Below are 13,338 nucleotides of genomic sequence, written 5' to 3' on the forward strand. Positions count from 1 at the left end.
TTTCAGCTTCTCGTATGACCACCCGGCTGACGCCGAATCGCTCTGCAAGGTCACGCTCTCCGGGCAGTCTCGAGCCGGGAGGATATGCGCCAGACGCAATCATTGCTTTGATTTCGTCGGCGACGGCTTTGTATAAGCGGCGGTTGGACATGAGGGTATCCATACTGTTTCTTCTACTTGGTATACTAAAAGAACTGTCCAATTCAATAATTTAAATGACCAATTCGATCACATAGGACTAGTGATCGGGTAGTGAACACGATCTGGTCTTTGAGATAGTCCAGTTGATTCCTCTCCTCCATACGTTTTATTGTCGAGCCTAGATGAAGCGCGGAAGCGTTCTCTCTACTTTGTCTCGAATAGAAAAGAGGATTGTAGTCAGTTTTGTTGAGCTTTTGCTAAAGGCGCGGGCTGTCCGTTTCAAACCTGCTTTTTTTGGTAATCCGCGCACTACATAATACACACTTTTGCACTGCAAATGGCATGAAGTATTCCTCGCATTTATCATGATGCTTAAACGATAGCGATCTGATCCCAATCGCACTGCAGACCCACTTGCTCTACGCGGACATGGTCTGCCACACGAAAACGGGTCCGATATTTGAGTGAGAGTCGGCTTCGATTGTGGAGCTGAGAATAGGTAAGAGAGCCAAGCCTGAAGAGATCGTCGCGAAGCTGCGTGAGGTGGAGGTCTGACTGAGCCGGGGTGAGACGACGGGTCAGGCCGTGCATGCGATCGGGGTGACCGAGCAGACCTACTACAGGGTGGCGCAAGGAGTCTGGCGGCCTTCAGGTCGGCCAGGCGAAGCGGATAAATGACATGGAGATGGAGAGCCGGCGCCTACGCAAGGCAATCTCCGATCTCGCCCTGGACAATCAGATCCTGAAAGAAGTTCTTTCGGGAAAGTTCTGAGCCCTTCATGCAAACGCCGTGCGGTCGAGAAGGGTTCGTCACGTTCTCCACGCTGGAGGGCAGTTGCATCTCTAATCGCAGGCCCATGCGCCGGTCGAGCGGCGTTACGCCCCTGAGCAGCCTCAAATGCTACGCAAGTATTAGCGCACAAAATCATCCGTGTGAATGGTTTTTGATAGCAGATGTCATGGCGGGGCATTGTGATAATCGGCGCGCGCAAGATGGTTTGCGGAGAGGGTGGTCGGTAGCCCAAAGAAAAGTGAGGGGCGCGGTGGTGCAGTGCCCCCGCCAGGTATTGATCAGGACTTGAGCATTCTAAAAATTTGGGCATGACGCGCAAGCAAGCTCTCCCATGGTTGAAAATGACAGAGTACGAAATCTGTTCGCAGAGCTGACGGCCTGCCAAAAGCAAACTGGTAGCGATGCACCCAGCGTAGTGTCCTTGGCGAGCGGCCTGCATGGATTTTTCGGGAGTTCGTTACAGTTGTTTCAAGTCAGCTTCACGAATCCGTCGCGTTTCTACTTCAATAGCGCAGGCAACGACCTGAAGGCGCAACATGCAGGCAAAACCATCCTCTCCGGACGACATCGTCCCAACCGGTACTTTTACTGAAATAGTCAACGCATCTGCGTCGGGTAGCGAGCGAGACGAGGCGGCGGATCGGACGCGTTTCCTGAATAGCCTGTTTCGTAACCACTACAGCGAATTGGTTGGCCGCCTCAGGAAGATCCATGGTGCCGGGCCACCTGAACCAGAAGATGTGGCGCAAGCTGCGTTTTCAAAACTCGCCGAGCTCACGGACCTCAGCCGAATCCGGTCACCCCGAGCCTTCTTGTTCAAGACGGCGATCAATCTGGGATTAAACTCAAACGACAAGCTACGGCGTGGGCGAAACTTCGTCAAAACCCAGATTAATGGAAATTTTTCTCCTGAGGTGGAAGAAATCTCTCCCGAAACTGTCTTAATGGGAAAGCAGGATCTCGAACGGGTCGCGTACGCTATGCGGCTGCTGTCGCCGAAGCAGAAAGAAATCCTGTTGCGAAGCCGGTTCAAAGGGCAGACCTATGCGGAGATCAAGAAGGATACCGGCTGGAGCGAGGCGGATATTTCCCGCCAGCTCAGCAGCGTCATGGCACTGCTGCAAGCCGAACTGGACGGGTAGCGCTGCGCAATGAAAAAGCCCGTGAAGCCTGACTCTTCCTTAAAACCTGTTTCGGGATCGGCATTGGACGCTGAAGCCCATGCATGGGTATTGTACTTTGCTTCCGGAGAAAATGCGCCGGAAAAGCAAAAGCTCTTTGCTGATTGGCTCGCCGGAAATCCGGATCGGCGCGTCGCGTTCGAGCGGGCCGGCCAGTTGTGGGATGCGATGGCCGATGTCGAAGATGTCGAGAACATCCTGACGGATCAGAACAACATTGAGACGTTTCAGTCGCGCCGGAGGATGTCGCGACGGTTATTGTTGGGCGGAGGCCTCGCTGCGAGCCTGGTTTGTGCTGTCGGCATTGGCTCGCTCACGCTACAGCAAGTTCCTCCGGAAATGATCGAGCTTTCCACACCAATTGGCGAGATTAAGACCTTCACCTTGTCTGATGGTAGCGAGATCACGCTGGGTGGTGCCAGCCAGGTTCGAGGCGAGTTCTCAGCGACGACGAGAAACCTCGAGCTCGTCGGAGGCAATGCCTACTTCGATATTACGCGCAGCAAAGATCGGCCTTTAACCGTCGATACGGGAAGTGTGCGAGTTCAAGTTCTCGGCACCCGGTTCAGTATAAAGAAGAGAACGGAACAGGTGGCTGTTTCTGTCGACAGCGGGCACGTCCGCGTGATGACTGATATGGCCGCGCGCGATCTGCGGGCCGGCGACCGGATTGTCTCCTCAGCCGCTTTGCGTCTTGGGCCGGTCGAGCCATTCGATGCTGAGCGGGAACTCTCTTGGCGATCCGGACGNCTCACATTTGTAGATGCGCCGCTTCATGACATCGTCGCGGATATAAACCAATACAGCGGTCGTCCGGTCAGGCTCGCGCCCAGCGCGCCTGCGGACATGCGGCTTACCCTGTCTTTCTCTGTTAAACAGATTGATCAGGTCTTGGCCGGTCTGGATGCAGCTTACCCGATAGAGGTACGCGAAAACGATACGGAAATCGTGATTTCGCAAGGACGCTGACAGCGCCTGCGGTGAACCTTTTATGAAGTTCGCAAAATCGCTGAAAGGCCTGGCGACCTGATCTGTCTTCCCCTTGACCACGCAGGAGCGTGGCGGCGGGTGTGATGCTTCGCCCCGCACAATTCACCATGAGGGGAAAGTCATGAAAACTTCGATCAGCCTGCGCAAGGCACTCATTCTGACGGCATCGGGCGCCGCCCTTTGCTTCAGCAATGCAGCGATTGCCCAGACAGCAACCGATCAGGACGATACAAGCATCCAGGATACGGTCGTCATCACCGGTACGCGCGGTGCGCCCCGCACCGCGTTCGATAGCCTCGCGCCGGTAGATGTCATCTCTGAAAAAGCCATTGANCTGACAGCATCTGACGAAGTTATGGATACGCTGTCTCAACTTGTGCCGTCTTTCAACGTCAAACGCCTTCCGATGGCTGACGGTCAGGTTTTTGTCCGTCCGGCCAGCCTGCGCTCACTTTCAGCCGATCACACGTTGGTGCTGATCAACGGCAAGCGTATGCACCGCTCTGCGATGCTTGGCTCCAACGGCGCTCAAGCGCCAGACCTTGCTCAGATTCCGTCTTACGCCATCAAGCAAATNGAGGTGCTGCGTGACGGTGCTTCGGCTCAGTACGGGTCCGACGCNATTGCGGGTGTTATCAACATTATCCTCGACGACGAACCCGGTACGAATGCTTTCGCCCAGGCTGGCCAGTATTATGAAGGCGATGGCGAACAATATCGCATCGGCGCCCAACAAGGGTTTCAATTCGACAATGGTTTTCTGAACCTTTCTGGTGAATACACAGATGCGCAACCGACATCCCGTTCGCGTCAGCGTGCTGATGCCATCGCCCTGCAGGAAGCCTTTCCAGACATTAAAGTGCCGAATCCGGTTCAGAACTGGGGTCAGCCAGAGCGCCAGGCATATAGATTCGCGCTGAACGGTGCATACGAGCTAGCGAACAACGAAGCCTACATATTCAGTACCTACGGCTTCGGTACCGGCGTAACTGACTTCAACTGGAGAAACCCTCTTTCGACCAGCGCGTTCGGTGATAGCGCGATTGATCCGGACTATGACCTTTCTGAGATTTATCCGGCCGGTTTTACGCCGCGCTTTGGTCAGGACGACAACGACTTTTCATTGACCGGCGGTTTGCGCAGTGCAGGAGACGGGGCATTTTCGTATGACCTCAGTGCCAGCTATGGCCGGAANCAGATCGAATACTTCATGTACGANTCGATNAANGCTTCGCTCGGCTCTGCCAGCCCGACCTCCTTCGATATCGGAACGCTGACTCAGACCGAGTTCAACCTGAACGCTGACTTCGTGTACCTTGCCAGCTTGGATTTCCTGGCCGACGATCTGTCGTTTGCTTTCGGTGCGGAGAATCGCAAGGAAGAATATTCAATTGGTCAGGGTGAGTATGCATCNTTTGCCGTGGGACCGCTCGCGGCCGAAGGTTTCCCTTCTGGTTCCAACGGTTTCCCCGGCTTCTCGCCAGACCAGTCCGGATCTTCGGATCAGTCCAGCTATGCAGCATATGTGGATCTGGAAGCCCCGATTACAGACCGGTGGACGGTTGGCGCTGCAGTCCGTTATGAGGATTATTCCGAATTCGGTAGCAGCACGACCGGCAAGCTGTCGACTCGTTTCGAAGTGACGCCTGGCCTTGCCCTGCGGGCGACTGCGTCCAGCGGATTCCGCGCCCCCACACCAGGGCAGCTCTTCTCGGAGCGAACCTATCAGGGGCTCGACACCACGACGTTGAACATTTTCACAAGTGGCCGGTTCAGCCCGCAAGGTGCCGTCGCTGAACTGATCAGCCAGCGTGCTGACGTGAACATTCTTCCGCTCGAACCGGAAGAGTCTGACAACATCACGGCCGGTCTGGCTTGGAATAGCGATTTCGGCATGACCGCGACTGTTGATATTTATCAGATCGACGTCACCAACCGTCTGAGCACATCGTCGACCTTTGTTGTCACTGATGAGGAACGTGCGGAGCTTGCCGCTCTAGGCGTTGCGGGCGCGGAAGGGATTACGCGAGTCAATTTCTTCCAGAATGATTTTGACACGCGCACGAAGGGGCTCGACCTCGTTTTAGCTTATGCCTTCAATGCTGGGCCAGGACAGGTGAATCTGACCGGAGCTTATAACTATAACAAGACCGAAGTGACCGGTGGCGACTTTGCTGAAAACACAACCTCGGCTGACCGGTTCGAGAAAGGCATTCCGGAGCATACCGCAAACCTTCAAGCCAATTACGCATTTGGTAAATGGGATGTCTTTGGCCGGATGCGCTACTATGGGGAATGGCGTGACTATTCGGGCAATTCCACCGGTGACATCTTCCAGGATTTTGGCGCGATGGTGCTGTTTGATCTCGGCGCGACCTATCAGGTGAACGATAATCTGTCAGTCCGCGTGGGCGCCGAGAACGTTTTCGACCAATATCCAGACGAAGCGACCTATCAGGCAAGCCGGGGACTAATTTATTCCCGGAACGCCCCCTATGATACCGATGGCGGCCAGTATTACCTCCGCCTCGATCTCAGCTTCTGATTCCGGAAAGAGATATGGACTTTACCAGACGACTGGTCATGAAGGGCGCCGCTGTTGCAGCGGCGTCCTTTACGACAGAAACGGCCTGTACCGCTGCGCCGGTGCCGGCCTCTGCAGGGGAGCGGACAGTGCAAGATATCGCGAGCGACGAAGCCTTCTGGCGTCCGATTGTGGCGCAATACGACGTCACGCCGGATGTCGTGAATTTCGAGAACGGATATTGGGGGCTGATGGCAAAACCTGTCTTGGAAGCCTTCGTTCGGAACACTGAAAAAGTGAACCGCCACAACTCCTGGTATGCCCGCCGGGACTATTACTCCGACATCCAGCCGATCCATGCGCGCATCGCCGATTTTCTCGGCGCTGGGCAGGATGAGATCGTCTTCACCAGAAATGCCACGGAATCGCTGCAGGGCCTTGTCGGCGGTTATAACCGTCTGAAGCCGGGTGATGCGGTGATGTATTCCGACCTGGACTATGATTCCATCCAGACGGCGATGGACACCAAGGCCGAAGGGGAAGGGGCGTCGGTCGTCCGCATTGCCATTCCGGAACCAGTGACCTTCGATGGCTTGATCGACACCTACCGGCAGGCACTGGAAGCCAATCCGAACGTGCGCCTTCTGTTGCTGACCCATATCAGCCACCGCACCGGCCTGATGATACCGGTTCGGGAGATTGTTAAGATGGCGCGCGGTTTTAATGTGGACTGTATCGTCGATGCGGCTCATTCTTGGGGCCAGATCGATTTTCGTATGGAAGATCTTGGTGCGGACTTTATCGGTTTCAACCTTCATAAATGGATCGGTGCGCCGATCGGCGCGGGCTTGATGTACATCCGCCGCGACCGGCTGACGGACATCTCGCCGGACATCTCCGAGCGGCCCGAAGGTGTCGGCACGATCTACCATCGTATCCATACAGGCACGACGAATTTCGCGACTTTCNTGACGCTGAAAGATGCGCTTGATTTCCATGAGCTTGTCGGCCCGGCCCGCAAGGCCGCCCGCGTGGCGTATTTGCGCGACCTATGGGCCGAGGAAATGCGCGACGACGACCGGATCGAGATCCTGACACCGCCAGACCGACGTCTGCATGCCGCCATNACGTCTTTTCGCTTNAGAGANGTCACAAGCGTCGAGGACAACAAGGCTATCGTGAAGGCCTTGGTGGACAAGCATCGCATCTTCACCGTGCATCGTGATGGCGTGGCAAACGGTGCCTGCGTGCGTGTGACGCCGACTCTTTACAATACGCCGGATCAAGCCTTTCAGCTTGTGCGAGCGCTGCATTCTCTCTTGGCGGAATTCTGACATTGCGAACTGTACCTAACTGCAGCATTTGGGTCCCACCGGCACAGGAATGTCTGTTTTAGATGATGATTGTCATCTACCTGTCATCGCCATCGGCTTCTTAGGGGTAACTTCAACGCGGAATGCGAGGACCTCCCTGAGGGACGAATGCGATCGCTCTGCCTGTTCCTGCTGACNTGCTCTGCCGNGGTGCCATCGGCGGCNGCGCAGACTCATTCCCTGCATCTGCCAGACATGCCACTGGCTGGTGCCATTACATTGCTGGCAGACCAGACTGACACTGTCATTATTGCGGAAGCAGCGGATCTGGATGGCCTTAGTTCCAAGTCGCTATCAGGCGACATGTACGTCGAGGAAGCGCTGACAGCATTGTTGTCCGGCACATCCCTGAGCGTCAGCCAAGATGCAAACGGAGTTTGGATTGTTCGCCGCCAACAGCCCGAAAGCTCGACGTCAGAGCGGCCCGCCTATGGTCTCCGGGCGATCCGTCGCAGCCAGCGGCCTACACAAACCATCGACCTGCCACGCACCTATGATACGGTGATTGTGACTGGCTCTCGGTCTGGATTGGAAGCTTGGGAAAGTCTGTCGCCGGTTGACGTGTTGACCCAGACAGATTTGGCCGCGCCTGTATCCGATGATCTTGCAGATGTTCTGGCAGGCATCATGCCCAGCTTTTTTGTGCAACGCCGACCGCTTAGCGATGGTGCCGTATTCGTGCGCCCTTATAGCCTGCGGAATCTGTCAGCCGATCATACACTGATCATGGTCAACGGTAAGCGCCGACACCGCTCCGCCATGCTGAATGCTGGCGGATCCCAGTCACCCGACCTGTCGAAGATTCCCACCAATGCCATCCAGCGTGTTGAGATTCTGCGGGACGGAGCATCGGCGCAATATGGTTCGGACGCGATTGCGGGGGTGATCAACATTATCACTCGCGATGACACGCTGGTTGAAGGCTTCGCGCAATCTAGCCAGTACTACGAGGGTGATGGAATTCAGAAGCGTATCGGCCTTGGCGGCGGAGCCCGCGAACTAGAAGGCGGCTTCCGGCTCAGCCTCGACTACAGCGATGCCGCGCCGACTTCTCGTGCCCGCCAGCGTCTCGATGCTGTGCAATATCTTGAAGAACATCCAGATGCAGCTATTGCCAATCCAGTCCAGAAATGGGGCCAGCCCGAACGGGAGGATTTCCGGGCGTTGCTGGTGGCAGACCAGAATACGGACTTCGGACAGATCTATACCCTCCTCAGTGCGAGCTGGGGGCAAGGTGTGAGCGACTTCAACTGGCGCAGCCCGGCAACACCAAGCGTCTATGTTTCCAGTTCCACCTTCGGAGACTGGTCGCTGATTGATCTCTATCCGAACGGGTTCACGCCCCAATTCGGGCAGGAGGAGAATGACCGTGCTGCAATCTTTGGTCTGAAAGGCGCTTTGGCGAGCGGCTTGTCCTACGATATCAGTGCTGCATACGGAGAAAATCAGATCGACTATTTTCTCTATAACACGATCAATGCGTCCATGGGGCCGGATAGTCCGACGCAGTTCGATGCAGGCGGCTTGCGCCAACAGGAGTTCAATCTGAATGCAGATTTCCAAACCCAGCTCGATACGTCTCTATTCTTCTCCCGACCAATCAATTTGGCCTTTGGCCTTGAAAGCAGACTGGAACGCTACACCATCGCTGAAGGCGAGCCTGCCTCATATGAAATTGGCCCGGGCGCCGCAGACGGTTTGACTTCGGGATCAAACGGGTTTCCAGGCTATACCCTGGACCAGGCTAAAACATATGATCAGTCCAACTGGGCAGCTTATGTCGACGCCGAGACGCGTCCTGATGAAAATGTACAACTGGGTGTCGCTCTGCGTCTCGAAGAGTTCGATACTTTCGGAAGCACACTGAACGGTAAGCTATCGTATCGTAACGACTTGCTGGAAGGTTTCGCGCTACGCACCACAGTCTCGACCGGATTCAAGGCGCCGACACCGGCGCAACTCTTCTCGGAGCGGACATCGCAGGGGGTCGCTCCAGACACGTTGGACGTTTTCACGAATGGTCGTTTTAGCCCTATCGGACCGGTGGCGGAAATTCTCAGCGGGCGGGGAGGTGTGGATATCTCCGCACTGAAGCCCGAAACTTCGGTGAATCTCTCTGCCGGTTTGGTCTTCCGTCCTATGGACAGGATGATGGCCAGCCTGGATATCTATCAGACAGACGTCCGAGATCGGATTTTTACATCTGAATTTTATACGTTGGAACCCAATGAGCGTGCGCGTCTCGCGGCATTGGGTGTGCCGGGTGGGGAAAGCATTACGGAGGTGGGATTCTTTCAGAACAGCTTCGATACGCGAACGTCCGGCGTGGATCTGGTGATGGATTATGACGCGCAACTGGCGGCGGGTGACTTAACTCTCGGCCTATCATTCAATTACAACAACACCTATGTGCTGAACTCCAGCTTTGTTGAAAACTCTTCGCGAGTAGACCGGTTCGAGCGGCTCTATCCACGTTTCTCCACCCATGCCTCAGCAGAGTTCAGACGCGGAACTTGGTCATTCGATGCCAGACTCAAATGGATCGGTCCCTGGGTGGATTTTACCGATCAAAATGCAGATTTGATTCAGGAGTTCGGTTCGGAAGTTTTCGTCGATGTCAGTGTGTCGGCTGAGCTCAGTGACAATTTCACTGTGCGCTTCGGCGTGGAGAACTTATTCAATCAGTATCCGGATGAGGCCGTTCTGGAGGTCAGCAAGGGGCTGATTTATTCCCGCAACGCCCCCTACGATACTGATGGAGGTCAATACTATGTTCGGCTAACGTCACGCTTTTGAGGTGCTCATTGATAATCGTGTGAGTGCGCCTGTACGAAGTTGGGGCGCTCGTATCGCCTTATGGTAAGTGTACAGCCGAAATCATGCCAATTTTTCAGACTTCATACGAGAACCAGATCGGGCACACTTGCGCAGGTAGGGACTGGCGGCACGAAAGCCGTGCAGACTGCATACCGTCATCAGCTTGTTCCACCCAGGCAGGGGGGGAACTCATTCGATATGGGGGCTTCAGGGGCACAAAAGAACGATGTGTCGAGCTGCGAAATACACAAAAAATTCACAAAACAGCTTTTGTGAGGGGGCGTCTTCAAGGCGGCCGCTATCGCGTGCAATCAGAGGGCGGAGTTTTGGGGTTTTTCCATGCTTCAAATTGATCGTGTTCTGCTCTTCTTGCGAAGATCAAATTGCTCAGCTTGGCACCAGCAGAGTATTCTACAAAGACTGTGGAATTAAAATCCAAACAAAACAATGGTTTGGGTGGATGCTGGGCGCTTCTGTGTCTTGAAGGCGCGTGCATTAAGTAGAGTGCCTCACTGCAGCTATCCTGTACATGGATACTTTCTTGTAACTCGTGTGACGAGTCCGTGGCAGAGGCTTTGCATACTGTCTGCGGTGCGTTGAGTGATCTGGACATATCGGTGCGCGCTAACCATCCGGGGTGTCATTCGGGTGTTACATAAGACGTCTAGAGCCCCTTCAGATCGTCGAAACTACGATCGAATGCAATTTGCAAACCAATTATTAGGGGTTGGACAATGAGACTCAAACTAGCCGCGAGTGCCTTGGCGCTTGCTCTCGCAGCCTGTTCGCAGGGCAGCGACATTTCTTCACCAGGAACGACAACCCCAACGACGCCTCCAGGAGGCGGTAGCGATGGCGGCGGTGACGGCGGTTCAGGTTCCGCTGAATGCCCCGCAGCCTTTACTGAAGGCGAAGCTGTTGCTGGCCTGACCACATGTAATCTGTCCGGCACCTATCTCGCGAATGTTACGCTTGAGAATATTGAGGGGCTGGCCTACCGCATCGACGGTCGGATCGACATCGGCGCTGACACGGGTGCAGACGGCAATCTCGCCGGCGGCCAGGGCGTGACGATGACGATTGATCCTGGCGTCACGCTGTTCGGTGAATCCGGCTCTGACTACATCGTCGTTAATCGCGGATCTCAGCTGGTAGCGGATGGTGAACGCGCGGCACCGATCGTCATGACAAGCGCCGACGACCTTGAGCGCCAGGCCGATAGCGACGCGTCAAATGATGACGGTGGTGACAACATCTCTGAGTGGGGTGGTCTGGTCATTCTGGGCCAAGCGCCAATCAACCGCTGCCGCGATGCAGCGACCCCAGGCACTGTGGATTGTGAAAACCTTGTTGAAGGCGTGACCAATCCGGAAGCCGTTTATGGTGGCGACGACTCCAACGACAATAGCGGCATCCTCCGTTACTTGCAGGTCCGTTTCGCTGGTTTTGCTATCAACACAGCTGGTAACGAACTGAACGGCATCACCTTCGCAGGTGTCGGCAACGGCACGACCGTCGATTATGTTCAGGTTCACAACAACTCTGACGACGGCGTCGAGTTCTTCGGCGGAAACGTCAACGTTCGCCACCTCGTGCTGACCGGCAACGATGATGACTCCATCGACACTGACAACGGCTACCAAGGCTCGATTCAGTACGCTCTGGTCACTCAACGTGAAAACGGTGGTGACAACATTGTGGAAGCATCCAGCGCCGGGAACGGTGTAACGCCACTTTCAAACGCGAACATTTCCAACTTCACCTTTGTCGGTAATCGTACGAACGCTTTCCGCCTGAACACAGGTACGGTTGGCCGCTATGTCAACGGCGTCGTGAACTACGGCAAGGAATGTATGCGCTGGCAGGATAGTGCTGGTGATGGCACTGCCGGATTTACGGCTGGTTCTGATCCGGCTTTTGACTCGGTCCTGTTCGACTGTGACCTCGGCCTGACCACGAGCAACTCCGAAACGGCAACCGCTGAAGCATCTGTTGCGGCAGGTACCAACAACTCAACCGACGTCAGCGACTCCCTCGCTTCGCANTTCTTCCCTGGACCGAACGAGCAGGCTGTCACGCCATTTGANGCNACGACGCTGTCCAGCTTCTTCGAGCCTGTCACCTACATCGGTGCATTTGGTCCCGACGAATCGGTCACGGAAAACTGGGCGTCTGGTTGGTCATTCGCAGTGTTCCCTGAGCCTGAATGCCCATCCGGAACAACCGATAGCGGCTTTGACCTCCAAGGTCAGAATGTCTGCCAAGTCAGCGGTATCCTGACGGACGATGTCCGCCTGACCCGTGGCAACATCTANGAAATCGTCGGACGGGTTGATGTCGGTATCGACGTCGGNGCTGACGGTTCCGCTACGGATGGCGACCCNGCTGCCCTGACNATCGAATCTGGCGTGACCATGTTCGGTGATGANGGTGAAGACTACATCGTTGTGAACCGCGGTTCGCAGATCTTCTCCAACGGTACTCGCGAGAACCCCGTCATCATGACGTCTGAGGCTGATCTTACGAACAGCCAGGTTGATGCAGAAAATGCCATCGGTGAATGGGGCGGCGTGGTTATTCTCGGCCGCGCACCAATCAATCGCTGCCGTGACGCTGCAACGCCAGGCACGGTCGCATGTGAAAACCTCGTTGAAGGTGTGACCAATCCAGAAGCCGTTTACGGTGGTGCAACCGCTGATGATGACAGCGGCTCGATCCGCTTCACCCAGGTTCGCCACGCTGGCTTCGCAATCAACACAGCTGGTAACGAACTGAACGGCATCACCTTCGCTGGCGTTGGAACCGGAACTGAAGTTGAATACATTCAGGTCCACAACAACGCTGACGACGGCGTCGAGTTCTTCGGTGGCGGCGTCAACGTGAAGTACCTGGTGCTGACCGGCAACGACGATGACTCGATCGATACGGACAATGGCTACAATGGCTCCATTCAGTATGCCATCGTGGTTCAGCGCGAAAGCGGCGGTGACAATATCGTTGAAGCCTCCAGCGCTGGTTCTGGTGTCACGCCACTGTCGAACGCCAAAATTTCCAACTTTACATTCGTCGGTAACCGCACGAACGCCTTCCGCCTGAACACAGGTACGGTTGGTCGCTACGTCAACGGCGTTGTGAACTACGGAAAAGAGTGCATGCGTTGGCAGGATAGCGCCGGTGATGGCAACACGACGTATGATGCCGGATCGGACCCCGCTTTCGACTCGGTACTGTTTGACTGTGACCTCGGCCTAACCACGTCGAATTCGGAAACGGCAATCGCTGAAGCGTCTGTTGCAGCTGGCACAAACAACTCAACGACGACCGCGTCGACGCTGTCTTCCACGTTTGTAAATGGAGCCGCCGAGTCTGGTGTCACTGCATTCGATGTCACGACGATTTCGTCCGATCTCGACCCGGTTGATTACATCGGCGCCGTCAAGGACAGCTCTGACACATGGTGGCAGGGATGGTCCTGCGGACTGGAAGCTAGCGACGCTTGCTAGCCAGAGGCATTTGCGG

Annotated in this window: 7 protein-coding genes and 1 pseudogene; 7 read left to right on the top strand and 1 reads right to left on the bottom strand. The window is 55.4% G+C overall.

Features of this window, described 5'->3' with window-relative positions:
• Nucleotides 1-151, bottom strand: a 151-nt coding sequence (locus tag CBB91_RS02620) for a GntR family transcriptional regulator (RefSeq protein WP_273011881.1), incomplete at its 3' end; no start/stop codon positions are given.
• A 545-nt stretch (nucleotides 152-696) separates the two neighbouring features.
• Here CBB91_RS02620 and CBB91_RS02625 point away from each other — a divergent pair.
• The 7 genes and pseudogenes from CBB91_RS02625 to CBB91_RS02655 form a co-directional block, all read left to right on the top strand.
• Nucleotides 697-892, top strand: a pseudogene (locus tag CBB91_RS02625) (transposase); the annotation flags it as partial.
• Nucleotides 893-1,470: 578 nt separating this feature from the next.
• Nucleotides 1,471-2,076, top strand: a complete 606-nt coding sequence (locus tag CBB91_RS02630) for an RNA polymerase sigma factor (protein ID WP_273011765.1) — start codon at nucleotides 1,471-1,473, stop codon at nucleotides 2,074-2,076.
• 9 nt (nucleotides 2,077-2,085) lie between these two features.
• Nucleotides 2,086-3,084: a FecR domain-containing protein gene (locus CBB91_RS02635; protein WP_273011768.1), complete on the top strand. Its 999-nt coding sequence runs from the start codon at nucleotides 2,086-2,088 to the stop codon at nucleotides 3,082-3,084.
• A gap of 142 nt (nucleotides 3,085-3,226) precedes the next feature.
• Entirely contained in the window at nucleotides 3,227-5,650 is a 2,424-nt protein-coding gene (locus CBB91_RS02640) for a TonB-dependent receptor (protein ID WP_273011771.1), read from the top strand.
• Nucleotides 5,651-5,664: 14 nt separating this feature from the next.
• Nucleotides 5,665-6,963, top strand: coding sequence for an aminotransferase class V-fold PLP-dependent enzyme (locus tag CBB91_RS02645; protein ID WP_273011774.1), 1,299 nt, complete (start codon nucleotides 5,665-5,667; stop codon nucleotides 6,961-6,963).
• Nucleotides 6,964-7,197: 234 nt separating this feature from the next.
• Nucleotides 7,198-9,798 carry a TonB-dependent receptor gene (locus CBB91_RS02650; protein WP_273011776.1) on the top strand — a complete coding sequence of 867 codons (2,601 nt, stop codon included), beginning with the start codon at nucleotides 7,198-7,200 and terminating at the stop codon, nucleotides 9,796-9,798.
• Nucleotides 9,799-10,553: 755 nt separating this feature from the next.
• Nucleotides 10,554-13,322, top strand: a complete 2,769-nt coding sequence (locus CBB91_RS02655) for a hypothetical protein (RefSeq protein ID WP_273011778.1) — start codon at nucleotides 10,554-10,556, stop codon at nucleotides 13,320-13,322.
• The last annotated feature ends 16 nt before the right edge of the window (nucleotides 13,323-13,338 follow it).

The organism is Hyphomonas sp. TMED31, from assembly GCF_002172815.1.
Classification (GTDB): Bacteria; Pseudomonadota; Alphaproteobacteria; order Caulobacterales; family Hyphomonadaceae; genus Hyphomonas; species Hyphomonas atlantica.

Excerpts from the sequence above, each read along its gene's own strand:
- CBB91_RS02630 (WP_273011765.1), top strand. The coding sequence starts at position 1,471 with ATGCAGGCAAAACCATCCTCTCCGGACGACATCGTCCCAACCGGTACT.
- CBB91_RS02650 (WP_273011776.1), top strand. The coding sequence starts at position 7,198 with ATGCCACTGGCTGGTGCCATTACATTGCTGGCAGACCAGACTGACACT.